This is a genomic window from Aeromonas sp. AE23HZ002T15 (assembly GCF_054165525.2).
In genome coordinates, this window is sequence record NZ_CM201342.1 from 3,703,602 (window position 1) to 3,728,172 (window position 24,571).

Annotated in this window: 18 protein-coding genes; 7 read left to right on the forward strand and 11 right to left on the reverse strand. The window is 64.0% G+C overall.

Going from position 1 to position 24,571, the window contains the following annotated elements:
* Positions 1-497 precede the first annotated feature (497 nt).
* The 3 genes from cadB (at position 498) to pdxY (ending at position 4,978) form a co-directional block, all read left to right on the forward strand.
* A complete protein-coding gene (gene cadB / locus ACT5M9_RS17335) occupies positions 498-1,832 on the forward strand; it encodes a cadaverine/lysine antiporter (RefSeq protein ID WP_457980131.1) in 1,335 nt (444 codons plus the stop codon).
* 77 nt (positions 1,833-1,909) lie between these two features.
* Positions 1,910-4,042, forward strand: a complete 2,133-nt coding sequence (locus tag ACT5M9_RS17340) for a lysine decarboxylase CadA (RefSeq protein ID WP_457980129.1) — start codon at positions 1,910-1,912, stop codon at positions 4,040-4,042.
* Between the two features lie 75 nt (positions 4,043-4,117).
* Entirely contained in the window at positions 4,118-4,978 is an 861-nt protein-coding gene (pdxY, locus tag ACT5M9_RS17345; protein WP_438550211.1) for a pyridoxal kinase PdxY, read from the forward strand.
* A 21-nt stretch (positions 4,979-4,999) separates the two neighbouring features.
* On the opposite strand, the gene ACT5M9_RS17350 is transcribed toward pdxY, so the two are convergent.
* Positions 5,000-6,412 (reverse strand): MATE family efflux transporter, encoded by a 1,413-nt coding sequence (locus ACT5M9_RS17350; protein ID WP_457980127.1) that lies wholly within the window; start codon positions 6,410-6,412, stop codon positions 5,000-5,002.
* A 106-nt stretch (positions 6,413-6,518) separates the two neighbouring features.
* Complete coding sequence (locus ACT5M9_RS17355; RefSeq protein ID WP_457980126.1) at positions 6,519-7,424, reverse strand: LysR substrate-binding domain-containing protein; 906 nt, start codon at positions 7,422-7,424, stop codon at positions 6,519-6,521.
* A gap of 499 nt (positions 7,425-7,923) precedes the next feature.
* Between ACT5M9_RS17355 and ACT5M9_RS17360 the strand changes: the two genes are divergently transcribed.
* On the forward strand, positions 7,924-9,219 hold the full coding sequence (locus tag ACT5M9_RS17360) for an HAAAP family serine/threonine permease (RefSeq protein WP_438550208.1): 1,296 nt from the start codon (positions 7,924-7,926) through the stop codon (positions 9,217-9,219).
* Between the two features lie 129 nt (positions 9,220-9,348).
* A complete protein-coding gene (gene yjeH, locus ACT5M9_RS17365) occupies positions 9,349-10,626 on the forward strand; it encodes an L-methionine/branched-chain amino acid transporter (protein WP_457980124.1) in 1,278 nt (425 codons plus the stop codon).
* 45 nt (positions 10,627-10,671) lie between these two features.
* Here yjeH and ACT5M9_RS17370 read toward each other — a convergent pair whose 3' ends face one another.
* The 4 genes from ACT5M9_RS17370 to ACT5M9_RS17385 form a co-directional block, all read right to left on the reverse strand.
* Entirely contained in the window at positions 10,672-11,214 is a 543-nt protein-coding gene (locus ACT5M9_RS17370) for a GNAT family N-acetyltransferase (protein ID WP_457980122.1), read from the reverse strand.
* 58 nt (positions 11,215-11,272) lie between these two features.
* Positions 11,273-13,003 carry an ABC-F family ATP-binding cassette domain-containing protein gene (locus tag ACT5M9_RS17375; RefSeq protein WP_457980121.1) on the reverse strand — a complete coding sequence of 577 codons (1,731 nt, stop codon included), beginning with the start codon at positions 13,001-13,003 and terminating at the stop codon, positions 11,273-11,275.
* 373 nt (positions 13,004-13,376) lie between these two features.
* Positions 13,377-13,814 (reverse strand): PliI family lysozyme inhibitor of I-type lysozyme, encoded by a 438-nt coding sequence (locus tag ACT5M9_RS17380; protein ID WP_457980119.1) that lies wholly within the window; start codon positions 13,812-13,814, stop codon positions 13,377-13,379.
* A 117-nt stretch (positions 13,815-13,931) separates the two neighbouring features.
* Complete coding sequence (locus tag ACT5M9_RS17385) at positions 13,932-15,962, reverse strand: M13 family metallopeptidase (RefSeq protein WP_457980117.1); 2,031 nt, start codon at positions 15,960-15,962, stop codon at positions 13,932-13,934.
* Positions 15,963-16,089: 127 nt separating this feature from the next.
* Between ACT5M9_RS17385 and tilS the strand changes: the two genes are divergently transcribed.
* The gene (tilS, locus tag ACT5M9_RS17390) at positions 16,090-17,439 is read left to right on the forward strand and encodes a tRNA lysidine(34) synthetase TilS (protein WP_457980115.1); all 1,350 of its coding nucleotides are present in this window, start codon (positions 16,090-16,092) and stop codon (positions 17,437-17,439) included.
* A gap of 279 nt (positions 17,440-17,718) precedes the next feature.
* Here the strand turns inward: tilS and ACT5M9_RS17395 are convergent, their stop codons facing one another.
* Entirely contained in the window at positions 17,719-18,630 is a 912-nt protein-coding gene (locus ACT5M9_RS17395; RefSeq protein WP_457980113.1) for a GGDEF domain-containing protein, read from the reverse strand.
* 247 nt (positions 18,631-18,877) lie between these two features.
* On the opposite strand from ACT5M9_RS17395, the gene ACT5M9_RS17400 reads away from it, so the two are divergent.
* Positions 18,878-20,830 (forward strand): monovalent cation:proton antiporter family protein, encoded by a 1,953-nt coding sequence (locus ACT5M9_RS17400; RefSeq protein ID WP_457980111.1) that lies wholly within the window; start codon positions 18,878-18,880, stop codon positions 20,828-20,830.
* Between the two features lie 19 nt (positions 20,831-20,849).
* On the opposite strand, the gene ACT5M9_RS17405 is transcribed toward ACT5M9_RS17400, so the two are convergent.
* The 4 genes from ACT5M9_RS17405 to ACT5M9_RS17420 form a co-directional block, all read right to left on the reverse strand.
* The gene (locus ACT5M9_RS17405) at positions 20,850-21,995 is read right to left on the reverse strand and encodes a patatin-like phospholipase family protein (RefSeq protein ID WP_457980110.1); all 1,146 of its coding nucleotides are present in this window, start codon (positions 21,993-21,995) and stop codon (positions 20,850-20,852) included.
* Positions 21,996-22,115: 120 nt separating this feature from the next.
* Positions 22,116-22,973 carry an alpha/beta fold hydrolase gene (locus ACT5M9_RS17410; RefSeq protein WP_457980108.1) on the reverse strand — a complete coding sequence of 286 codons (858 nt, stop codon included), beginning with the start codon at positions 22,971-22,973 and terminating at the stop codon, positions 22,116-22,118.
* 57 nt (positions 22,974-23,030) lie between these two features.
* A complete protein-coding gene (locus tag ACT5M9_RS17415) occupies positions 23,031-23,612 on the reverse strand; it encodes a TetR/AcrR family transcriptional regulator (RefSeq protein ID WP_457980106.1) in 582 nt (193 codons plus the stop codon).
* A gap of 221 nt (positions 23,613-23,833) precedes the next feature.
* Positions 23,834-24,478 (reverse strand): response regulator, encoded by a 645-nt coding sequence (locus ACT5M9_RS17420; RefSeq protein ID WP_457980104.1) that lies wholly within the window; start codon positions 24,476-24,478, stop codon positions 23,834-23,836.
* Positions 24,479-24,571 lie beyond the last annotated feature (93 nt).

Here is a 24,571-nt window from a genome sequence, read left to right on the forward strand (position 1 = left end):
TATCGATGGCGGAACCTGATGCCACTTCTTCATCGCTTGTATGCTGCTGAGCCCTGTTTTGCGCACCTATTGTGTCGTTTGATGCGAGCCGCCCCGGGCTTGACGAGCGGGTCGGCGGGGTATTGACGGGGGTTGTCTGGTCAAGCTGCGGTCGGGAGCCGGGAGGGAAGGGGTCAGATGGCGCGCATTTCCCCATCAAGGGGCTAGGGAGAAATATCAAGGTCGCCTCATGGGGGCTCGTCAGGGGGATCAAGGGGGCGGCGGCGTTATCAAGGTTTTATCAAGGTGACTAGTGATTGATGTATCAAATGGCTGTTTTTAAATGAGTTTTATGATTATCAGGGGAGGGGGCAAAAAAGTTCACTCATGGTTTTATCCCTTAGCGGGTCCTTATGTTTTCCGGGGCGAGGAGGCCTAGTCTGTGGCCATTCGTTGGTGGCACAGCCTCAGACCCGTGCCAGACGACCGACTTTTTTATCGACCCGGAGTGCTTCTCAATGTCCCTAGATACGAGCAAGAAGATCGGCCTTATCGCCTGTACAGGTGTAGTGGCCGGCAACATGATGGGGAGCGGTATCGCACTGCTGCCTTCCGCCCTGGCCACGATCGGTTCAATTTCTGTGTTCAGCTGGGCCATCTGCCTGGTGGGCGCCATGGGGTTGGCCTTCGTCTTCGCCCGCCTCGCCACCAAGAACCCGCAGGAGGGGGGCCCCATCGCCTATGCCGGCGAGATCTCCCCGGTGTTCGGCTTCCAGACCGGTGTGCTCTACTACCACGCGAACTGGATAGGCAACCTGGCCATCGCCATCACAGGCGTCTCCTACCTCTCCGTCTTCTTCCCCATCCTCAACGACCCCATCCCGGCGGCCGTGGCCACCATAGCGGCTGTCTGGATCTTCACCTTCGTCAACCTGCTCGGCGGCAGCTGGGTGAGTCGGCTCTGTACCCTGGGCCTAGTGCTGATCCTGCTGCCGGTCGTGGGTACCGCCGTGTTCGGTTGGGATCACTTCGACGTGAACGTCTATCGCCAGAACTGGAACACCACCAGTGGCACCGACACCCATGCGGTCATCAGCGCCGTGCTGATCTGCCTCTGGTCTTTCGTCGGGGTCGAGTCTGCCGCCGTCTCCTCCGGCATGGTGAAGAACCCCAAGCGCACCGTGCCGCTCGCCACCATGCTGGGTACAGGCCTCGCCGGCATCATCTACATCCTCTCCACCCAGGTGATCGGCGGCATGTTCCCGGCCGGTGAAGTGGCCGCCTCCGGTGCGCCCTTCGCCATGGCCTCGTCCACCATCTTCGGCAACTGGTCTGCGCCTTTTGTGTCTGCCTTCACCGCCCTGGCCTGCTTCACCTCCCTGGGCTCCTGGATGATGCTGGTGGGCGAGGCGGGCAAGCGCGCCGCTCACGACGGCAACTTCCCGAAGATCTACGGAGAAGTGGACAAGAACGGTGTCGCGAGAAAGGGGCTGATCCTGGCGTCCCTGATGATGACGGCGCTGATGGTGGTGCTGACCGCCTTCACCTCCCAGTCCGCCCACGCCGCCGACCTGTTCAACGTGCTGACTACCGACGCTGTGCTGCTGACCATGCTGCCTTACTTCTACTCCAGCATTAACCTCATCCGCTTCGAGGGCATGACCTCCCGCAACCTGGGCGCCATGATCTTCTCCGGTGTCGCCTGCGTCTTCTGCCTGGTGGCGCTGATGGGAGCCAAGGGCTCCAACCTCACGGCCACCTTCGTGGTGTCGCTCATCATCCTGATGTTCTACGCCAAAAAACAGGGTCTGCGTCAGCACGACTCCCTGCTCAAAGAGCAGACCAGCCACTAATTCCGTTTTCCCTTTTCCGAGCGCTCTCCACTCACCATCTCTGATGGAGAGCGCCCCATCACGTGTGGAGCATCAAGATGAATATCATTGCCATCCTCAACCACCTCGGCGTGTTCTTCAAAGAAGAGCCCATCCGCCAGCTGCAAGCCTCCCTCGAGCGCAAGGGCTTTGAGGTCGTCTACCCGGTCGACGTGGCCGATCTGCTGAAGCTCATCGAGAAGAACCCCCGTGTCTGCGGCGCCATCTTCGACTGGGACAAGTATTCCCTGGGTCTGTGCAAGGAGATCCACGATCGCAACGAGAAGCTGCCGATCTTCGCCTTCGCCAACGACCAGTCCACCCTGGACATTCACCTGACCGACCTGCGCCTGAACGTGCACTTCTTCGAGTACCGCCTCGGCATGGCGGACGACATCTGCCTCAAGATGGCCCAGGCCACCGACGAGTATCAGGACGCCATCCTGCCCCCCTTCACCAAGGCGCTGTTCAAGTACGTGGAAGAGGGCAAGTACACCTTCTGTACTCCGGGTCACATGGGCGGCACCGCCTTCCAGATGAGCCCGGCCGGCAGCATCTTCTATGACTTCTACGGCCCCAACGCCTTCAAGGCTGATGTCTCCATCTCCATGCCGGAGCTTGGCTCCCTGCTGGATCACTCCGGTCCCCACAAGGAGGCCGAGGAGTACATCGCCCGCACCTTCAACGCGGATCGCTCCTACATAGTCACCAACGGCACCTCCACCGCCAACAAGATAGTCGGCATGTTCTCGGCGCCGGCGGGCAGCACAGTGCTGGTGGATCGCAACTGTCACAAGTCCCTCACCCATCTGATGATGATGAACGACGTGACTCCCATCTACTTCCGTCCGACCCGCAACGCCTACGGCATCCTGGGGGGCATACCCCAGAGCGAGTTCAGCCGCGAGACCATCGCCGCTAAAGTTGCCGCCACCCCAGGTGCCAAGGCGCCGCGCTACGCCGTGGTGACCAACTCCACCTACGACGGCCTGCTCTACAACACCGGCTTCATCAAAGAGACCCTGGACACCCCCTACATCCACTTCGACAGCGCCTGGGTGCCCTACACCAACTTCAGCCCCATCTATGAAGGCAAGTGCGGCATGAGCGGCGACGCCATCCCGGGCAAGGTGGTCTACGAGACCCAGTCCACCCACAAGCTGCTGGCGGCCTTCTCCCAGGCCTCGATGATCCACATCAAGGGTGACGTGGAGGAGGAGACCTTCAACGAAGCCTTCATGATGCACACCTCCACCTCGCCGCAGTACGGCATCGTGGCGTCCACCGAGATCTCTGCCGCCATGATGCGTGGCAACACCGGCAAGCGCCTGATCAAGGACTCCATCGATCGCGCCATCTCCTTCCGCAAGGAGATCAAGCGACTGCGTACCGAGAGTGAGGGTTGGTTCTTCGACGTCTGGCAGCCGGATCACATCGACGGCGCCGAGTGCTGGAAGCTGGATCCGAAGGATGACTGGCACGGCTTCAAGGACATCGACGACGACCACATGTACCTGGATCCCATCAAGGTCACCCTGCTGACCCCGGGCATGGGCCGCGACGGTCAGTTGCTCGAGAGCGGCATCCCGGCCTCCCTGGTGGCCAAGTTCCTGGACGAGCGCGGCATAGTGGTGGAGAAGACAGGTCCCTACAACCTGCTGTTCCTGTTCTCCATCGGTATCGATCAGTCCAAGGCGATGCAGCTGCTGCGCGCCCTGACCGAGTTCAAGCGCGGCTATGATCTCAACCTCACCATCAAGAGCATGCTGCCGGAGCTCTATCGCGAGGATCCCGCCTTCTACGAGGGCATGCGGATCCAGGGCCTGGCCCAGGCCATCCACGAGCTGACCCGCAAGTACCGCCTGCCGGAGCTGATGTTCAAGGCGTTCGACGTGCTGCCGGAGATGAAGATGACCCCGCACCTGGCCTGGCAGCAGGAGCTGGCCGGCAACGTGGAGGAGGTGCCGCTGCGTGACATGGTGGATCGCATCAGCGCCAACATGATACTGCCCTACCCGCCGGGAGTGCCGCTGGTACTGCCGGGCGAGATGGTGACCGCCGCCTCCCGCCCCGTGCTGGAGTTCCTGGAGATGCTGTGCGAGATCGGGGCCCACTACCCGGGCTTCGAGACCGACATCCACGGTCTCTACCGCCAGACCGATGGCAGCTACACCGTCAAGGTGCTGCGTTAATCAAGAGTGACGACAACGGGCCGAGAGGCCCGTTTTTTTCCCGCAAAATTGACCCCTTGTTACGAGTGCGCTGACATGAAACGAGTGTTATCCATCCAGTCCCACGTGGTGTTCGGCTGTGCCGGCAACAGTGCCGCCGTCTTCCCCATGCGGCGAATGGGCATAGAGGTATGGCCCATCAACACGGTGCAATTTTCCAATCACACCCAGTACAGGGAGGGGTGGCAGGGGATGCGGATGCCGGACGGCCATATCGGCGAGCTGATGACGGGCCTCGCCGACATCGGTGTCCTGAGGCAGTGCGACGGCATATTGAGCGGCTACCTCGGCTCGGCTGAGCAGGGGGAGGAGATACTGGCGGCGGTGGCGCATCTCAAGGCGCTCAACCCCCGAGCCCTCTATTTCTGCGATCCCGTCATGGGCCATCCGGACAAGGGGTGCATCGTCGCCCCCGGGGTCTCGGCATTCTTCAGGACACGGGCCCTGGCCGCGGCCGACATGCTGGCCCCCAACCTGCTGGAACTGGAGCAGCTCACCGGCCGGACCATAGACAACCTCGCCGAGGTGCTGGCAGCCTGCGAACAGTTGCGAGCCCAGGGACCCAGGCTGGTGATGGTCAAGCATCTGGGGCGGGCGGCCTTCAGCCTGGACCGGTTCGAGATGGTGCTGGTGTGCGCGCAGGGAGCCTTTCATATCTCCCGCCCCCTCTATGCCTTCCGGCGCCAACCCATTGGGGTGGGGGACCTGCTGAGTGCCACCATGCTGGCCAATCTGCTGGCGGGTTGCGATCCCGTGACCGCGTTCGAGCTCACCAACGCCAGCGTGGATGCGGTGCTGGCCCGCACCTGGCTGGAGCGGGCATCTGAGCTGCAGCTGGTGGCCGCCCAGGAGGCGCTGGCCGAGCCCCACATTCGCACCCGCGCCACCCGCTTATAACCCGCTAGCGTTCGTGTCTCGCTAGCTAACGCGGCGGGCCAGCAGCGCCGCCGAGGGACGGGCGCGGCGGCCTTGCACTAGGGGGGCGCAGGCCTGTGCCAGGTGTTTCCACTCCCGCCACAACAGCCAGCACAGGGGGGGAGCCAGCAGCAGTACCGTGGTGGGCTGGGCCAGCAGCACGCCATCCCGGCCCCACCAGAGCGGCAGCAGGAAGATGAGCGGCAGCAGCAGCAGGGTCTTGGCGATGGAGATGAGCAGGGCCTGGCGGGTGCGGGCCATGGCCTGCAGCAGCACTATGCCGAACATGATGATCCCCTCCAGCGGAATGGCGCCGAGGTTCAGGGTCAGGCTGCCCATGGCGGCGGCCAGCAGCTCGGGATCCTGATCGCCGGTATAGAGCATGGCTACCTGGCGGGGCAGCAGCTGGATCAGCAGCCAGACCAGCATGCCGTAGACGAGTGTGATCTTGAGCCCCATCTCCATCAGGAACTTGAGGTCGCGATGGCGCTTGGCCCCCGCCGCCTGGCTGACCAGGGGCTGGATGCCGAACGCCAGCCCCTGCAGCACCACGATGAACACCGCCTCGGTGTAGCCGGCCACGGTGAAGCCCGCCAGATCCTTGACCGAGCCGTACACCATCAGCTGGCTGTTGTGCAGCATCAGCAGGAGCCCGAGGTTGAACTGGGCGATGAGGCTCGGCAGGCCGGTGAACAGCAGGTTCGGCATGGCCGGCAAGGCGGGCAGCAGCTGGCGCCAGGAGAGGCGCAGCCGGGCATAAGGGGTGAAGAAGTAGCCGAGCCCCAGCAGGCAGACCACCCCCTCGGCCATCAGGGTCGCCTGGGCCGTGCCCGTCAGCCCGAGCCCGAGCCGGCCGACCATGATGTAGTTGAGCAGGATGTTGAGCACGGCGCCGCCGCTGACCAGCACCATGGCGAGGCGAGGGCGGCCGTCGTTGCGCAGCAGGTAGGGGACGGCGAGGTTGCCGGCGAGCAGCAGGGTGCCACCCCCTATCCAGGTCAGGTAGTCGCTGGCCTGCTGCCAGGTCTCGCTGCCCTGTTCTATCCCGAGCAGCAGCAGGATATCGATGTGCCAGCGGTGCAGCAGCAACGGGGCCAGCACCCCGAGCAGCACCAGCAGCCAGAGGGCGTTGACCAGCCCCTGGCGTGCCAGCGCCAGGTTCCTGGCTCCCTGCTGGAAGGAGATGAGGGTAGCTGCCCCCATGGCGATCATGGCGGCGAGGCCGATGAGCACCATGATGACGGGGTAGACCAGGTTGATGCCGGCGAGGCCAGCGGCCCCCACGTAGTGGCCGACGAAGATGCCATCCACCAGGTAATAGGCGCCGGAGACCAGCATGGCGAGGATGGAGGGGAGGGCGTAGCCCCAGAAGCGACGGGTCATGGCCCGTTGGCGCAGGCTGAAGTAGGCGGACATATCTGTTCTCGAGATGCGTTCAATGTTCGAGCAGACAGTCTAGATTAATATTATTTCGTGGATAATCCGGCTTGTATTTGATGAATTGATGAATGTTATTCATTAATCAACGCAATCTGTGGTGTTCCTTCAGCATGTCGATCAGGGCCCGCAGGCCGCTGCCCAGCTGATGCCGGCTGGGATACACGAGGTTGAAGCCGGCAAAGCTCGGGCTCCAGTCGTCCAGCACGCTCTGCAACCTGCCCGCCGCCAGCGCCTCGCTTACTTCTTCCTCCAGACAGTAGGCCAGCCCCAGCCCCGCCTCGGCCGCCCCCAGATAGAGTGCCGGAGTGCTGGTGGTCAGCGGCCCGCTCACCTCTATCTCCAGCAGCTTGTCGTCGGCGGCGAAGGCCCAGCGATAGTGGTGGTGCGGGGTGAGCCGATAGCCAATGCAGTCGTGCTGGCTCAGCTCACTCGGATGCAGGGGAATTCCGCGGGCCGCCAGATAGGCGGGTGAACCCACCACCAGGTAGCGCTGCTGGGCGCCGAGGGGCACGGCGATCATCTCCTTGGGCAGCAGATCCCCGTAGAAGAGGGCGGCATCAAACCCATCCTCGATGAGGCGGGGCACCAGCTCCTGCTCCACCACCTCCACCTGCATGCGCGGGTAGCGCTCCAGATAGTCGATGAGCACCGGGGTCAGCAGCTCCTGGATGGCGGCCCTGGGCCCGCAGATCTTGAGGCGCCCGACGGGCTCGTCGCTGTGGCGAGTCAGCTCCTGGAGCGCCCCCTCCAGTTGGCTCAGGGTCGGCAACAGCTGGGCCAGCAGCCGTTCTCCCGCATCGGTCGGCACCACGGCCCGGGTGCTGCGATTGAGCAGCCGAGTTCCCAGGCGGTGCTCCAGTCCCTTCAGGCTGTGGCTGATCGCCGAGGCGGAAACCCCGAGTTCGAGGGCGGCCTTGCTGAAACTGCGGTGGCGGGCGACGGCGGCAAACACCGCCAATTCCGCGAGATCGGTGCGGGTGATAGTCATATGGCTCGGTGAAAAAAGGGCGAGCACCAAGGGTACGCCAAGGGCGAGGCGGGCACAATCGGGGGGCAGAACCGGGGATGTAACGAATTTGTATCTGCCACTAAGTATTGGAATCTATTGAAACAAATTTGAATTGTTAAAAAATACTAACATTTTGGGACTCAAAATGTGAGCTGACGCGTCCGAAAGGCGACCATAGTCAAACTTTGGTTGATTAATTCAAAAAAACGCTGTGATTAATAGGGGTGTTTATTTAGAGTCGGCTCATCGGATGAGGTGTGCGTTGCCAGGTTGTTACGGCAGGCGGGCGCCGCAATCAGGTTCAGGATGTCATGCCGCAAGATGTTGCAATTTGGTTGTCACAGGGAGTGGTGGCCAGGTCAGCACGGCATGAGGAGATGATGACAGGGATGAACAGCAGCAGTTCCAGGGATGTGGAACCGGCCAGGTGGCCAATAAACAACGAGATCCCACTTTCCTTGATGACAGGAATATCCCTATGTCTGACATGAACATTGCAGTAGAAGGCAGCTTAGCCAGTAACGCGTCTTCCCGTGGCATCAACAAGGCCGATGTGGTCTGGATGCTGGGCCTGTACGGTACCGCCATCGGTGCCGGTGTCCTCTTCCTGCCGATCAACGCCGGTGTCGGTGGCCTCTGGCCGCTGGTGGCCATGTTGATCCTGGCACTGCCGCTCACCTTCTTCGCACACCGCGGCCTGACCCGCTTCGTGCTGTCCGGCTCCACCCGCGACGGTGACATCACCGAAGTCGTGGAAGAGCACTTCGGCAAGACCGCAGGCAAGTTCATCACCCTGCTCTACTTCTTCGCCATCTACCCGATCCTGCTGATGTACTCGGTCGCCATCACCAACACGGTGGAGAGCCTGATGGTGCACCAGCTGGGCATGACTGCGCCCCCCCGTGCCATCCTGTCGCTGGTGCTGATCCTGGGCCTGATGGCGATCGTTCGCCTCGGCGGCCAGGTCATCGTCAAGGCGATGAGCGTGCTGGTGTTCCCCTTCGTGATCACCCTGATGGGCCTGGCGCTCTACCTGATCCCGCACTGGAACGGTGCCATCATCACCGAAGCCCCGGCGCTGTCCGACGCCTTCAACGGTGACTTCATCAAGACCCTGTGGCTGGCGATCCCGGTGATGGTGTTCTCCTTCAACCACTCCCCGATCATCTCCTCCTTCGCGGTGGACAACAAGGGTCGTTACGGTGAAGGTGCCGAGAAGAAGTGCAGCAACATCCTGCTGGGCGCTCACGTCATGATGGTCATGACCGTCATGTTCTTCGTGTTCAGCTGCGTGCTGAGCCTCTCCCCGGCGGACCTAGCGGCGGCCAAGGAGCAGAACATCTCCATCCTGTCCTACCTGGCGAACCACTTCGACAACCCGGTGATCGCCACCGTGGCTCCGCTGATCGCCATGGTCGCCATCAGCAAGTCCTTCCTGGGTCACTACCTGGGTGCGCAAGAGGGCATGAACGGCCTGATGGCCAAGTCCCTGCGTGAGAAGGGCAAGAACGTCGACGTCAAGCAGCTGAACAAGGTGACCGCGGTCTTCATGATCCTGACCACCTGGGCCATCGCCACCATCAACCCGAGCATCCTCGGCATGATCGAAGATCTGGGCGGCCCCATCATCGCCATGCTGCTGTTCCTGATGCCGATGTACGCCATCACCAAGGTGCCCGCCATGCGCAAGTACGCCGGCAACCTCAGCAACGGCTTCGTGACCATCATCGGCCTGATCGCCATGTCCGGTATCATCTACAAGCTGATTGCCTGATAACAAGGGTTCATCCCCGCGAAAGGGCCGCCTCAATAGAGGCGGCCCTTTTTTATATGCACGAATGCTTAACAAAGCCGCATCAGGGGCCTACCATGGTGAGCGGTTTTTCACTTCGGACAAAGGGACATGTCGACGTTAAAGCAAGAGTTGGGGCTCTGGCAGGGGATGGGGCTGCTCGCCACCTCCCTGCTCGGCACGGGGATCTTCGTGGTGCCGGCGACGGCGGCCTCGCTGGCGGGGGGGGCGTCACTCTGGGCCTGGGTGTTGCTCATCGTGCTGGTGCTGCCCATCGCCTTCACCTTCGCCCGCCTCGGACGCCGCTATCCCCATGCGGGAGGCGCCCCCCACCTCATCGGGCTGGCCTTTGGCAACGGCGCCGAGCGCTTCTCCGCCTTCCTGTTCCTGGCGGTGCTGCCGGTGGGTCTGCCCGCGGCCCTCACCATAGCCGCCGGCTTCTGGCACTCCCTGTTCGAATTGGGGGAGTGGACCCTCTGGGCCATCCAGCTGCTGACCCTGCTCGGGGTCTTCCTGCTCGGCCTGAGGGGGGCGCGCTCCTCCGGCAACCTGCAACTGCTCATCGCTCTTGCCATACTGGGGCTGACCCTGCTCATCGGCGTCAAGGGGGAGATCAGCTGGCGCGACGCGGCCCAGCCCTTGCCAACGGCGAGCGAGTGGCCCGCCATGGGCACGGCGCTGGCGGTGATGTTCTGGTGTTTCGTGGGGCTCGAGGCCTTCGCCCACATGGGGGAGGAGTTCAAGCGGCCGGAGCGGGACTATCCCATCGCTCTGCTCGGTGGCGTGCTGCTGGCGGGTCTCATCTACTGGATCCACTCCCTGGTGGTGCTTAAATACGGCCTGTACGGGGACGAGGCGAAGAATGCCACCGCCATCCCGGCCCTGCTCTCCCTGCTGTTCGGCCCCACCGCCAAGTGGCTGGTGGCCATACTCGGCTACCTCTCCTGCTTCGCCAGCATCAACATCTACCTGCAGGGGTTTGCACGCCTCATCTGGAGCATGGCACGGGAAGGCAAGCTGCCCGCCTCCCTTTCAAAGCTGTCCGCCCGGGGTGCGCCCCTGAACGCCCTGTGCTGGGTGCTCGCCATCTGCCTCGTCTCCATCACCCTGATCCTCTGGCTCAGGCTGCCGCTGGATGCCCTCATCCGTTACGCCAACGGCAACTTCGTGCTGGTCTATCTGCTCTGCATGGCGGCGGGCTGGCGCCTGCTCGGCGGCGCGGGCAAGGGGCTGGCGGGGCTGAGCGTGCTGCTCTGCGCCCTGGTGCTGGTGGCGCTCGCCTCCGAGGTGCTCTATGCGGTGCTGCTGAGCGCCCTCTATGGCGGTTTCTCCCTGTGGCGCCGCCATCGTCGTCGTGTCTCCGGCGACGATCCTTGCGCCATCAAATAAGCCTGCCTCTGAATGAGAAAAGCCCCGCATATGCGGGGCTTTTTGCTAGTCGGCGGACGGGGCGAGATCGCTGCGCAAGAGGGCGTAGTGGTGCAGGGAGATGAAGCCATCCCCCTTGCGCTCGCATTCGCGCGCCGTGCCCTCGTAGCGAAAGCCGGCCCGCTCGAGCAGGCGGGCGGAGCGGCTGTTCGGCTCCTCCACCACCGCCAGCAGCCGATGGAGGTCCGTGGTGCCATAGACGAGGGGGAGCCATAGCCCGAGCGCCGCGCTCATCATTCCCTTGCCCCAATGCTCGGGGTAGAGCCAGTAACCGAGCTCGGCCCGTTTGTGCGCCGGGTCGACGCCGTTGTAGCCGATGGCTCCCAGCGGTTCCCCCGTGCGCCGGCAGCGAATGAGATGCCAGGCACCGCTTCCGGTGCGGATCCGGTCGGCGTACCAGGCCATCTGGGCCTGACAGGCCGCCAGGCTGTCATAGCTGACGCCGTAATACTTGATGACCCCGGGATCCGACAGGCCGCGATAGATGTGGGGCAGATCGGCATCGGCGACGGGATCGAGCCTGACTTCAGGCCCTGTTGGTAAAGTCATGGGATGCTCCTTGCGGCCAGCCTTGGCTGGCCGCTGAAGGGGTGGATAAGAACCGGGCTCATGTCCCGGAGAGTCCCAGCAGGCCGGCCAGCCTTGCCAGCTCGTCGCGCCAGCTCTGCTGCAGGCGCGGAGTCTGGTGCCTGGGCTTGCGGGCCAGATCGGCGGCGAGCAGGGCTTCCAGCTCGTACCAACGTGCCAGTTGCGTCTCCTCGTCATCGGCGTTGGCTTGCGGCCGGGCCGGACTCGCGGTCACAGGGTTTGCCCCCGGGACAGGCGGCTCATCGCCGAGCAGTTCGGCATAGGCCCGCTCGGCGCTGTGGGCCTCCACAATCCGCCCCGCCTTGATGAGCCAGAAGCGGTTGCAGCTGCGCTCGATGAGCTCCCGATCGTGGGAGACCAGCAGCACGCCCCCCGGGAAGGCGGCAATGGCCTCTGCCAGCTCCTCCTTGCCCGCCAGATCCAGGTGGTTGGTGGGCTCGTCGAGCCAGAGCATGTGGTGGCTGCCCAGCGACAGGGCGAGAAACAGCAGCCTGGCCCGCTCGCCCCCGCTCAGGGTGGCCACCTTCTGGCCATGGCGGCCGTAGGGGAAGCCCGCCCGGATCAGCGCCTGGCGCAGCGTCACCTCCGGCAGGGGGGCCAGGGGGTAGAGGGCGTTGCTCAGGGTGGCGTCCCCGTCCAGCTGCTGCAGGGACTGATCGTAATAGGCGATGCTGGCGCCGGGATGGCAGTACCAGCCCGCCTCCGGGGTCTGGGAGGCCAGATCGCGCCAGCACTGGCGCAGCAGGGAGGACTTGCCGGTGCCGTTGGCACCGAGCAGGGCGACCCTGTCACCGGCCCGCAGCCAGAGATCCTCGGCCCGCAGCAGGGGCGGCAAGCCGGGGGCCGGGCTGATGTCCAGGGCCGTCAGCCGCAGCAGGGTGTCGGCGGGCAGGCTCAGCCCGTGCAGCTCGAGGCGCCAGGGGGACAGGGTGGCGACCCGGCTCTGCTCCTCCTGCAGGCGGGCTATCCGCTTCTCCATGGACTTGGCCTGACGCACCAGCTTCTCGTTGTCATGCTCCCGTCCCCAGATGGCGAGGCGCTTGCTGCTGGCGCTCAGGCGGTCTATCTCCTTCTGCTCGTCGGCCCGGCGCAGGCGTGCCTGCTCATCCTCGGCGGCCAGGGCCGCCCTGGCCCGGCTGCAGGGGAGGGCGAAGCGATGGATCGCACCGTCCCGCAGTATCAGGGTCTCGCTGGTGACCCTGTCCAGCAGGCGACCATCGTGGGAGACCAGCACGAAGGCACCGCGCCAACCCAGCAGGAACTGCTCCAGCCAGAGCAGGGCAGGGAGATCCAGGTGGTTGCTGGGTTCGTCGAGCAGCAGCAGATTGGGCTGGCGCAGCAGGGCGCGGCCTATCTGCAGCCGACTGTGCTGGCCACCGCTCAGGGTGCTGACCGGCAGCTCGGCCTGCTCGCCGAGCTGCAGCTCGGTCAGCATCTTGTCTACCTGCCACTCGGCGGTGAGGTCGTTCGCCAGCGCGTCGAACAAGACGGCGCGGGTACTGAGTGCGGCCAGTCTTGCGGGCAGTTGCTGGGCCACGAACTCGCAGCGGCAGGGGGCTGCCTGCTGAACCCGGCCGGACTGGGGGGAACGCGTGCCGGCCAGCAGCGCCAGCAGGGTGCTCTTGCCACAGCCGTTGGCGCCGACAAGTCCAAGCTTGTCGCCGGTGCGGATGCTGAGATCCAGGTTGTCAAATAACGGAAGGTGCCCCGCACTCATCTGCAGGGAATGGGTACTCATCAGGGTTGTCATGCTCTTGCTCTCTTAAATCGCGGGATCGGGGATCCCTGTCATCAGGAGCGCTGGCGACAACGGTCGAGAAAGGTCTCGGTGAGGAAGGAGTCGGCTTTGCTCGAACCCGCTATCGCAGCGCGATGGTATGCAGGCAAGAGCGCTCGAATGTGCCGAACAGGCGAGCCGAGAACATCGGACACGCTTGGATAACCATTTTTTACCTCCTTGTGTTTCGTTATGGCACCGTGCGGCGATTATAGGCGCAGAAAAAATAGCCGTCTATGGGAAGGAAGGGGCGGTGGCAGCCTCATCGAGGCGCGGCAGGCACAGGGTGGCGGCAGTCGCAAAAACGCCCCGCGGTGCGGGGCGTTAAAGCAAAGGGGGATGAGGGTCAGTCGCGGGGGGTCTTGAGGGCCTGGATCACGTCCTCGTTGGGGGCCAGCCCCTCCACGTGATTGAAGCTGTCGAGCCCCTGTTGCGGGTTGATGGTGAAGGCATCGGCGCTGTGATAGCTGCCGCTGCCGGCACTCTCCACGATGACGATGAGCTCGGGCTGCTTGTCACCGTTGAGATCCAGCAGTTTCAGTTCCTTGATGCTGCCATCGCGAGGCAGCACCTTGCCGTCGATGAACTGATCCAGGGGAAACTGGGGATTGGCGCCTGAGTAGAGGCGCACGTCGTAGCTGCCGGTGGAGGCGGGCTCGCCGCGCCCCTCACTGACGATGAGCATCTGACCCGTTGGCAGTGTCAGCTGCTGAAAGAATCCTTCTGCCGCCTGGCTGGTCAGGGGCAGGGCGAGCAGTCCGAGAGTAATAAATAAGGCTTTCATGGATGTGACCCTTGTTGCTGCTTGTCTGGCTGTGTCTGTGGGCAGGGGGCAAGCCCCCCGCCAGGGTGGGGAGGGAGTCCGGCTACAGGGGCAGCCGGTCCTCCTTCCCCCTGTGATTTACCATATCTTGACCCGTTTGGCTGGGTCCAGATAGAGCTTGTCACCGGGTTGGATGTTGAACGCCTCGTAGAAGGCGGGGATGTTCGGCACCACGCCGTTGACCCTATACTCGGGCGGGGAGTGGGGATCCGAGGCGAGCAGCATCTGCATCAGCTCGGGGCGATACATGCCCTTCCACACCTGAGCCCAGCCGAGGAAGAAGCGCTGCTCCCCGGTGAAGCCGTCAAGCACGGGGGCCTCCTTGCCATCCAGCGACAGCAGATAGGCCTTGTGGGCTATGGTGAGGCCGCCGAGATCGCCGATGTTCTCCCCCAGGGTGAACTGGCCGTTGACGTACTGACCCTTGATGGGTTCGAAGCGGTTGTACTGGGCCACCAGGCGGCTGGTACGGAAGCGGAACTCCTTGAGATCGGTCGGCGTCCACCAGTCGCGCATCACGCCGTCCCCGTCGGATTTCGCTCCCTGATCGTCGAAGCCGTGGCCCATCTCATGGCCGATGACCCCGCCGATGGCGCCGTAGTTCACCGCATCGTCCGCCTGCATGTCGAAGAAGGGAGGCTGCAGTATGGCGGCCGGGAAGACAATCTCGTTGTTGCTCGGGTTGTAGTAGGCGTTCACCGTCTGGGGTGACATGTGCCACTCGTTTCTGTCCACCGGCTTGCCGAGTCGCGCCAGGTTGTCGGCATACTCGAAGGCTTGGGCACGCTGCAGGTTGCCGACGAGATCGTCTGCACGGATGCTGATGGCGCTGTAATCCTTCCACTTGTCCGGGTAGCCGATCTTGGGCCTGAACTTGGCGAGCTTCTCCTTGGCCTGGGCCTTGGTGGCCGGGGACATCCAGTCCAGCTCCTCGATGCTCTGGCCGTAGGCGGTGCGCAGGTTCTCCACCAGCTGCTCCATGCGCTCCTTGGCCGCAGGCGGGAAGTAGTGCTTCACATAGAGCTCGCCGACCGCTTCGCCCAGGTGATCGTCCAGCACTCCGAGGGCGCGCTCCCAGGATGCGCGCTGCTTGGGCGTACCGCTCAAGGTGGTGCCGAAGAAGGCGAAGTTCTGGGCATCGGTCTGGCTGTCGAGGTAGGGGGAGTAATCGGTGATAAGGTGCCACTTGAGATAAGCCTGCCAGTCCGCCAGCGGGGTCTGGCGCATCAGGCCGTCGAGGGCCGCGAGATAGCTCGGCTGGCCGATGACCAGGCTCTGCTGGCCGGCGAGGCCGGCTTCACCGAGGTAAGCCTCCCAGGGGATGCTGGGGGCGAGACGCCCCAGTTCACTCACCGGCCCCTTGTTGTAGTTCTTCTCCCTGTCCCGCAGGGCCACGTTGTCCCACTGGATCCTGGCGATCCGGGTCTCGAGGGCCAGCACCCGCTTGGCCTTGGCGGCGGCATCCGGCTCGCCGAAGCGGCTCAGCATGCCGGCGATGTGCTGCTCGTACTTCTTGAGCAGCGCCTGGCTCGCGGCATCCGTCTTGAGGTAGTAGTCCCGATCCGGCAGGCTGAGGCCGGATTGGTAGAGATAGACGGCGTAGCTGTCCGGCGCCTTGGCGTCGGCGTCTATCCAGAAGCCGAAGGGAGCGCTGCCGCCGCTGCGGCCACTCTGGGCGAAGGCGCGGGCCAGGCTCTGCTGATCGCTGATCCTGTCGATGTCGGCGAGCAGGGGCAGCAGGGGGGCCGTGCCCTTGGCATCCCGGGTTTTCTGATCCAGATAGCTGTGGTAGAGATCGCGGATCTGCTGGGCCGTCGAGCCCGCAGGGGCCTTGGCATCCAGCCCTTCCACCAGCACTCGCACATCGGCGAGGGACTTGTCCCGGAGCATGTAGAAGGCGCCGTCGGCGGGCCTGTCGTCCGGGATCTTGGCGGTGCCGAGCCAGTGACCGTTCACGTAGCGGAAGAAGTCGTCGCCGGGTTTGACCGAGGTATCCATGTTGGCCAGCGCGAGGCCGGAGTGCTTGTCGCTGGTATCCGGCGCCTGACTGCAGCCTGCCAGCAGTGCCAGCCCGATGAGGCCGGCGAGTATGCTTTTCTTATTGTTCATTTTTTGATTCCAATTCGGGTTATTCAGCTTCCCTGCCCAGATCGGGAGGAATCTCACTCTAGCAGTCGGGTTAGCGCTTGATAAGCCTGACTCTGCTAAGATCGGCCCGACCATTTTGGGGAAGCCAATGATTTCTCGTATTTATTCTCGCTTTTGTCAGACCCTGCCTTCGCCCGAAGGTTCCAGCGGTTTGTTGGTGGCCTTCAGCGGCGGACTCGACTCCACCGTGCTGCTGGTGCTGGCGGCGCGCTATGCCAGGGAACAGAGGCTCGGGCTGCGAGCCCTGCACGTCCATCACGGCCTGAGCCCTCATGCGGATGAGTGGGTCGCCCACTGCGAGGGGGTGTGCCAGCAACTGGCGGTGCCCCTCATGGTCGAGCGGGTGCAGCTGGCCAGGGGCAACGGCGAGAGCCTGGAGGCCCAGGCGCGCACGGCGCGCTACGGCCGCCTCGCCGCCCACCTGAAACAGGGGGAGTGGCTGCTCAGCGCCCATCATCAGGACGATCAGCTGGAGACGCTGCTGCTGGCCCTCAAGCGTGGCGCCGGTCTGCGGGGGCTGGCGGGCATGGTGCCGAGCCAACCTTTTGCGGGTGGGCTCCTGCTGCGTCCCTTGCTGGAGGTGAGCCGAGCCGAGCTGGCGGAGTGTGCCACCACCCTGCCCTATGGCTGGGTTGAGGATGAGAGCAATCAGGACACGGAATACGATCGCAACTTCCTGCGTCAGCGGCTTATCCCCCAACTGAAGGCACGCTGGCCCGCCATGGCCCAGACCGCGGCGCGCAGCATGGCCATCTGCGCCGAGCAGGAGGCGCTCGTCGACGAGCTGGCCCAAGCTGACTGGCAACAGACGGCAGAGGGGGAGGGGCTGCGTATCGCGCCGCTGCTGGGGTTGTCCCAGGCCAGGCGCAATAACCTGCTGCGCTACTGGATCCGCCGCCTGGGGGGTGAGATGCCGGCGCGGGATCAGCTCGCCCTGCTCTGGCAGGAGGTGGCGCTGGCGCGGGAGGATGCCAACCCGCGCCTCTCCCTCAAGTCCCTGGAGTGTCGCCGCTATCAGGGGGCACTCCATCTGGTGAGGCCCGACCTGGCTCCCCGCCACGAGACGCTGCCCATCGCCGTCGGTGAGACCCTGCCCCTGCCGGACGGGCTGGGGCTCTGCAGCCTGCAACCCTGCAGCTCCACTGGCCGAGAGGGCGGAGGCTTGCGGGCGCCGCGGGCGGACGAGCCCCTGTCGGTGCGATTCCAGGTGGCGGCGGGCAGCATGCTCAAGCCGGTGGGACGAGGGGGCAGCCGGCGCCTCAAGAAGTTGTTGCAGGAGTACGGGGTGCCCTCCTGGCAGCGGGGGCGCATTCCCATCCTCTACTACGGCGAGCAGGTGGCGGCTGTGGGGGATCTCTTCGTCTGCGACGGTTTTCTGGCACAGGAGGGAGGCATGACCTGGCACTGGCAGGCCAGGACCCTGCCTGATAGCGAGTAAAGGGTTATTCAGGCTTGAAGAAGGACGGGGGCTCCCCTTCAATCAAATCAGTCTGTGATGCCAGCCTTCTTGCGGGCGTGGAGAAGGGCACCCGCCCCAATCAAATCAGTCTGTGATGCCAGCCTTCTTGTGGGCGTGGAGAAGGGCATCCGCCTCAATCAAGTCAGTCTGTGATGCCAGCCTTCTTGCGGGCATGGAGAAGGGCACCCGCCTCAATCAAATCAGTCGGTGATGCCAGCCTTCTTGCGGGCGTGGAGAAGGGCACCCGCCTCAATCAAATCAGTCGGTGATGCCAGCCTTCTTGCGAGCATAGAGGTGGGCATCCGCCGCCTCATACAGGCTCTGCACATCCAGCCCCGCATGCCAGCTGGCGGCCCCCAGGCTGCAGCCCACCGCGAAGGCGGTGAGCTCCTTGTGGCTGTGCAGCACATGCTGCAAACGCAGCCAGACCGGGCGCCAGGCCTCGGGGTCGGCGGGTTGCAGCAAGAGGGCGAACTCGTCACCCCCTAGGCGAAACGCCTGATCCGTGCTGCGAATGCAGCCCTGCAGCAGCTGGGCGAAGCGGCTCAGCACCAGATCTCCCACCGGATGACCCCAGGTGTCGTTGATCAACTTGAATCGATCGAGATCCAAGAGCACCAGCACCAGGCCGTGGGGCTCGCGGCAGTGTTGCTCCACCGCGCGGCCTATCACCTCGTCGAAGTAGGAGCGGTTGCCGAGCCCGGTCAGGTGATCGAGCCGAACCTGTTGCTCCAGGGTGTCGAGTCGCAGATAGAGCGGCAAGGGGAGGGAGAGCAGCTGGTGACACTGGCGCAGCAACCGCTGCTGCTCGCCGGTCAGGGGGCGCTCCAGCTCGTATTGCAGCAGGCAGAGGCGCTGCTCGTGCTGGCCGCGCAGCTCGAAACGATAGCTGTGCAGCGTCTGATCGGCTCGCGGAGGACGGGAGATGAGGGCGTGAGGCTGGCCCGCGTCCACGTGCAGGCTGTGGATGGGGACAAGGGTTGCCGCCCGCTCGGCAAAAACTGTCAGTAGGGCGTCAAGATCCCGTTGCGCCAGCAACAGTTCGAGCAGCTGCTGGCGATCCACTCCTGAGGGGGGCTTGAGCCGCTCCAGCTGCTGCACCCACTGCTCGACGCCCTGTCCGAACCCATTCAATGACGATGTGTTTTCCACGCTGCAACCCTTGAACATCCCACTTCCATACTCTTCTCTAGCAATCCTTGTGCCCAAAATATGTCCGATGGGAAAAAGCCCGCTGGCTAGGCTTAACGAAATAGAACGGGAGGTAAAATCTAGGGGCTGAGCCCTGGCTGGCGGCGGGATCCCTGGATATGGGGCCGATGCTCCGGATCCCGCTGGCGTCAAGGCCGCCAGCCCGCCTGGGAGATGGGATAGGGTGTTGGTGGAGGTCAATCTGGTTGCTGAGGTTGGAGGTAGGGTGTACGCCGATCTGTTGATCCTGCTGGTTGCCGCCGTCCTGCTGGTGGCGCTGTTTCGGCGTCTCGGCCAGCCGGTGATCCTCGCCTATCTGTTTGCCGGCATGCTGCTTGGTCCCCATGGCGCCGCCATCATCACGGGTCAGGCCATGATGCAGACAATAGGAGAGCTGGGCATCGTCTTTCTGATGTTCTCCCTCGGCCTCGAGTTTTCACTGCCCAAGCTGCTCGCCATGCGCAAGCTGGTGCTCGGGGTCGGCGGCCTGCAGGTGCTGCTCACCACGACGCTCTTCTTCGCGCTGGCCTGGTGGTGGGGGCTGAGCCTGCCACAGGCGCTGGTGGTGGCGGGCACTCTGGCGCTCTCCTCCACCGCCGTGGTGATCAAACAGCTCGGGGAGCTCAAGCAACTGCACACCCGGCGCGCTCAGCTCGGGGTGAGCGTGCTGCTGTTCCAGGATCTCGCCGTGGTGCCGCTGCTCGTGATGATCCCCATTCTGGCCCAGCCCGAGGTGCAGGGCAGCGCCCTGCTGGCGGAGATTGCCTGGGCCTCGCTGAAGGGGCTGCTGGCCCTCTTCACCCTGCTGGCTGTGGGCAAGTGGCTGTTGCCATTGGTGTTTCACGAGGTGGCGCGGGCCCGCTCCGACGAACTGTTCGTGCTCTGCGCCCTGCTGGTGGCGCTCCTGGCCGCATCCCTCACCCAGTGGATGGGGCTCTCCATGGCCCTCGGCGCCTTCCTCGCGGGCATGATGCTGGGGGAGTCCCACTACCGCCATCAGCTGGAGGTGGACATCAAGCCGTTTCGGGACGTGCTGATGGGGCTCTTCTTCATCACCATCGGCATGACCATGGACTGGCAGCTGGTGGCCAGTTCCTGGTGGCTGGTGGCCTTGAGCGTGCTCGGTCTCATCCTGTTCAAGTCCCTGCTGGTCTTGCTGGCGGGCCGGCTGATGGGGGAGCGCAAGCGCGACGCCATGGCGGCGGGCATCATGCTGAGCCAGGTGGGGGAGTTCGGCTTCGTGCTGCTGGCGCTGGCCAGCCACCACGGCCTGCTGGGCCATCAGCAGGTCTCTTTGCTCATCGGCATCGGGGTGTGCTCCATCGCCCTGACCCCCTGGCTGGTGCAGAAGGCCCAGGGGCTGGCCCACAGCTTCACCGATGCGGTCTTGCTCTCCCGCGCCGAGGTGGCCATGTCGGGCCTTGGCAAGCATCAACACGTCATCATCGCCGGGTTTGGTCGCACCGGCCAGACCTGCGCCCGCTTCCTGAAACTCGAGGAGTTGCCCTTCCTCGCGCTGGATCTCGACCCCGAGCGGGTGAGCGAGGCCAAGCTCGCGGGGGAGCAGGTGGCGTTTGGGGATGCCAGCCGACGGGACATACTGCTGGCCGCCGGGTTGGTGCGGGCGCGACTGGTGATCATCACCTTCGACGATCGCAAGCGGGTGGATGCCATGCTGACCCTGATCCGGGAGCTGGCGAGCGGGGTCAAGGTGCTGGTGCGTACCCGGGACGACAGCTTCCTCGAGCACTACAAGCAGGCGGGGGCCTTCGAGGTGATCCCGGAGTCCCAGGAGGGGGCCCTGATGCTGGTCTCCCACCTGCTGGTCAACTGCGACATCCCCATAGGCCGGGTGATCCGGCGTATGGAGCATGAGCGCAACAGCCAGTATCGCTTCCTGCACGGCTTCTATTGGGGGGATCAGAGCGCCGGCAACCTGGAGACGGATCAGCGGCTCGAGCGTCTGCACCCCGTGCTGCTGCACGATCAGGCCTGGGCGGTGGGACGCAGGGTGGGGGAGCTCTCCCTCGGGGAGGTGCGGGTCAAGGCCATCCATCGGGGAGAGCAGAGTCTGGAGCCCAGAGCCGAGTTGCGGCTGGCGGCCGGGGACAGGCTGGTGCTGTTTGGCAACGCGGTGGCCATGGAGCAGGCGGAGCAGCGGCTGCTGGAGGGACATTAGGCTCTAAGCCCATTGCCCTTCAGGCCTCCTCCCGTGCCAGCTCTTCGATATCCAGAAATGCCTCGATCCGCTGGCGCTCGTTCAGGGCATCCCGATAGCCAAGTTGGATCAACTGCTGGCAATAACCCGGATAGAACATCAGGAAGCTGGCCAGGCTGCTGCTCTCGTGGCCGTTCACTCCGAGCACCCGCAGCAGCCGGCGCAGCTGGGTCGGCAATTTGTGCAGATAGTTGAGGGCGATAAGGTCCAGGTCCTGGCTGGGCCGGATGACGCAGGTCTCCACCTGGCGCAGCTTGAGACGATTGCGCTCCCGCTCCGGGATGAGGGAGAGGGTCTGGTTGATGCGCCCGAGCCGCTCCAGATCCGAGTTGAGGGTGTCGGAGAAGACGGTGTTGAGCAGGTGTCCGGCGATGTTGGAACTGGTCAGGTGGCCCTGGCGGGGCGCCTGAGTGCCCTGAGCCGGGCTGTCCAGGGTCACCAGCAGGATCCGCTCCGCCCCCAGGTGAATGGCGGGGCTCAGGGGGCTCAACTGGTGGATGGAGCCATCCCCGTAGAAACGCTCGCCGATGCGGGTGGCCGGGAAGACGAAGGGCAGGGCGGCGGAGGCCATCAGGTGATCCGAGGTGAGCAGGGTGCGCAGGCCACGTCGCCGCGCCCGCTCCCAGGGAAGGTGTTCGGCCCGCCCCTGGAAGAAGGTGGTGGAGAGGCCGTCATCGTAGTCGGAGGCGGTGATGGCGATGGCCTCCAGGCTGCCGTAGAGGATATTGTCGTCGATGCGGTGATAGTCGATGAGCTGATCCAGCAAGCGGCGCAATGGGGCGTTGTCGAACAGGTGGAAGGCGCGGTTGCTGTCCGCGCTGATGAGGCCGGCCGAGCCCTGATAGAGGGTGCGCCACAGCAGCTGGCAGGGATGAAAGTCGAAGATGTGGTGGGTCTCGAAGCGGCGCCAGACCCATTCCAGCTTGCGCACCCCCAGATGAAAACAGGAGGCATAACAGGCCAGCGCCGTCACGTTGAGGGCACCGGCTGAGGTACCGCACAGTATGGGGAAGGGGATGCCGAGGTTGCGGGGGTAGAGCTCGGCCACCGCCTTGAGGACGCCCACTTGGTAGGCGGCGCGAGCACCGCCACCGGTCAACAGGAGAGCTGTGTTGGGTCTGGCCATGGGATTGCGCCTTATCGTTGCCACCGCACGATTTAACTATAAGACGCTGTATCGAATATAAAAATGGGCCGCTACATCATTTTTTATGGCGGCGATTGGCAAGGGAACATCCGGGCGGGATCAGGCTCTGGCACGGGGTTGGCTCAGCTCGTCAAAGGCCGCAAACACCGGAGGGCTGGCGAGGATGCGGCCATGACCGAGCCCCCGGGTGCTCACCAGACGGCAGTGCCCATCCTGGGCCGCGCGTAGGGAGTCCTGATGGGGGGCGAACCTGTCCTCCTCGTCGTGAACGATGAGGGAGGCTCCGCCGCGATCGGCCAGCCTGCCCATGGGATCCACGGTGCTGAGGGGGTGCTGATACTCCTGCTCTATCTCCTTGACCACGGCATCGAACAGTCGGATGGAGTAACCGGAGCGGGCCACCATGCCGTAGAGCTGGGGCACGTAGTCGAGCACCGGGGAGATGAGCAGCAGGGGCAGGGGGTCGAGGGCGGGATGGCGGCTAGCCAGGGTGACGGCGCCCCCCATGCTGTGGGTGATGATCCCCTCGACGGGGCCGAGGCGTTCCAGCAGCTCGTCGAAGGCTCGCACGAAGCGGGGCAGATGACCGGTGTGGCCCTCGCTCTGGCCGTGGGCGGGGTGATCGTAGGCCAGCGCGGTGAAGCCCTGGGCGGCGATATGGCTCATCAGGGGGTAGAACTGGCTGGCACTGCCGGACCAGCCGTGCATCAGCAGCCAGATCGGGCCCTGGCCGAGGCGGTAGCTCATCAGGGTGCCTTCGGTGGTGTGCACGGCTTGCTGCACCAGGCCATCTGGGGTCGCCACGTCCCGACTTGCCCGCTGCGGAGTGAGCAGCAGCTTGCTGGCGGTACGGCGGGCGTGGGCGGGGGCGAGCACATGGTGCAAGCGGGTACCGAGTCCCAGCAACAGCTTGCTCGGGCTGAAGCGGCGGGTGTTGAAGTAGATTTTGCTGCTCATGATCATCCTGTGGTTTTTATGTGCGAACGGTCGTGCTTTTTTATGGGTTTTTAAAAACTAGCGCCAGCTCATCAGCAGATTTTCCACCTCGGGCCAGAAGTGACTGGCGGGATCCTGACACAGATCCAGGGCATTGAACACCTGATCCCCGAGATAGAGGCCATAGAGCCGGTAGACGGCGCGCCAGGGATCGAGCTCCTTGCGCCACTCGCCGCTGGCCTGACCCAGCGCCACCTGGCGGGCCAGGTAATCGAGCCAGAAGCGCACCAGCTGGCGGGCCGCCTGCTGTACTTCCCCCTCCTGGGCCGAGGTCCAGGCGTCGAGGAACATGCAGCGTCCGGCGAAGCTCTGGTTCCAGGCGAGCCAGGCCTGCAGCAGGGCGACCAGCTTGCTCTGCTGAGTCGGGTGCTGCTGCTGGCGCACCGGCTGGATCACCCGCTCCCTGAACACCTCGGCGGAGTAGGTCAGCACGGCGATCTGCAGGTTGTCCCTGGACTGGAAGTGGGCGAACAGGCCGCTCTTGGACATCTCGCAGGCGCAGGCAAGCGACCCTATGGTCAGGCTCTCCAGTCCTTGCTGGCTGGCCTGCTCGAAGGCGGTCTGCAAGATGGTTTCACGGGTCAGTCGGCCCTTGCTCATGGTTTCTCCTCAATGCCGCCAGCAGCATAAAGTACGATCGTACTATTTGTCGAGCCGATGCTCTCCATGGTGGTCGAAACCTAAGGCATGAATCCTTAAATACGGCTCAGCCGTCCTTGATCCCCCACTGTTGCAGGGATATGACCGCCTGGGTGCGGTTCTTGACCCCGAGCTTGCGGAAGGGAGGCTGGTGTGATCTGGGCCTTGCGGGTGGCAGGGGCTCAGTCGTCCTTGATGCCCATCTGCTGCAGGGCGATGACCGCCTGGGTACGGTTCTTGACCCCGAGCTTGCGGAAGATGGCGGTGATATGGGCCTTGATGGTGGCCTCGGAGACGTTGAGCTCCCAGGCGATCTGCTTGTTGAGGCTGCCGTCTCGCAGCATGATCAGCACCTTGTACTGCTGGGGGGTGAGGCTCGCCAGCTTGCTGGCGAGATCGGAGCCCTCGACGGGCTCGGGCTGCAGGGAGATCCCCTCCGGCACCCAGTTATCGCCACCGATCACCGTATTGAGGGCGCTGACCAGCTCCTTCATGGGCACGGACTTGGGGATGAAGCCCAGGGCGCCGAGGCGCAGCACCTGGTTGATGATGGCGGGATCCTCGGAGGCGGAGACCACGACCACGGGCAGATCCGGATAATGACCGCGCAGGTAGGCGAGTCCCTCGAAGCCATTGGCTCCCGGCATCTTGAGATCGAGCAGCAGCAGGTCCACCTCGGGGTGATCCCCCAGCAGATGGGTCAGGCTGTCGATGGAGTCGGCTTCCAGCAGTTGGGCATCGTCGATGGCCAGGTGCACCGCTTGATAGAGTGCGCCCCGAAACAGGGGGTGGTCATCCGCGATGACGATGGTAAATTGGCTGTCCATTGCTCACATTATGGCTAACTGTTTGTTTTGAAAAATCAAACTAGCACCCTGCCCATATGGGGTCAAACCCGCATGCGTGCAAATGTGAGACGA

Excerpts from the sequence above, each read along its gene's own strand:
- ACT5M9_RS17395 (WP_457980113.1), bottom strand. The coding sequence starts at position 18,630 with ATGTTCAAGGGTTGCAGCGTGGAAAACACATCGTCATTGAATGGGTTC.
- ACT5M9_RS17410 (WP_457980108.1), bottom strand. The coding sequence starts at position 22,973 with ATGAGCAGCAAAATCTACTTCAACACCCGCCGCTTCAGCCCGAGCAAG.
- ACT5M9_RS17415 (WP_457980106.1), bottom strand. The coding sequence starts at position 23,612 with ATGAGCAAGGGCCGACTGACCCGTGAAACCATCTTGCAGACCGCCTTC.
- ACT5M9_RS17405 (WP_457980110.1), bottom strand. The coding sequence starts at position 21,995 with ATGGCCAGACCCAACACAGCTCTCCTGTTGACCGGTGGCGGTGCTCGC.
- ACT5M9_RS17340 (WP_457980129.1), top strand. The coding sequence starts at position 1,910 with ATGAATATCATTGCCATCCTCAACCACCTCGGCGTGTTCTTCAAAGAA.
- ACT5M9_RS17355 (WP_457980126.1), bottom strand. The coding sequence starts at position 7,424 with ATGACTATCACCCGCACCGATCTCGCGGAATTGGCGGTGTTTGCCGCC.
- ACT5M9_RS17360 (WP_438550208.1), top strand. The coding sequence starts at position 7,924 with ATGTCTGACATGAACATTGCAGTAGAAGGCAGCTTAGCCAGTAACGCG.
- pdxY (WP_438550211.1), top strand. The coding sequence starts at position 4,118 with ATGAAACGAGTGTTATCCATCCAGTCCCACGTGGTGTTCGGCTGTGCC.
- yjeH (WP_457980124.1), top strand. The coding sequence starts at position 9,349 with ATGTCGACGTTAAAGCAAGAGTTGGGGCTCTGGCAGGGGATGGGGCTG.
- cadB (WP_457980131.1), top strand. The coding sequence starts at position 498 with ATGTCCCTAGATACGAGCAAGAAGATCGGCCTTATCGCCTGTACAGGT.
- ACT5M9_RS17380 (WP_457980119.1), bottom strand. The coding sequence starts at position 13,814 with ATGAAAGCCTTATTTATTACTCTCGGACTGCTCGCCCTGCCCCTGACC.
- ACT5M9_RS17370 (WP_457980122.1), bottom strand. The coding sequence starts at position 11,214 with ATGACTTTACCAACAGGGCCTGAAGTCAGGCTCGATCCCGTCGCCGAT.
- ACT5M9_RS17350 (WP_457980127.1), bottom strand. The coding sequence starts at position 6,412 with ATGTCCGCCTACTTCAGCCTGCGCCAACGGGCCATGACCCGTCGCTTC.
- ACT5M9_RS17420 (WP_457980104.1), bottom strand. The coding sequence starts at position 24,478 with ATGGACAGCCAATTTACCATCGTCATCGCGGATGACCACCCCCTGTTT.
- tilS (WP_457980115.1), top strand. The coding sequence starts at position 16,090 with ATGATTTCTCGTATTTATTCTCGCTTTTGTCAGACCCTGCCTTCGCCC.
- ACT5M9_RS17375 (WP_457980121.1), bottom strand. The coding sequence starts at position 13,003 with ATGACAACCCTGATGAGTACCCATTCCCTGCAGATGAGTGCGGGGCAC.
- ACT5M9_RS17385 (WP_457980117.1), bottom strand. The coding sequence starts at position 15,962 with ATGAACAATAAGAAAAGCATACTCGCCGGCCTCATCGGGCTGGCACTG.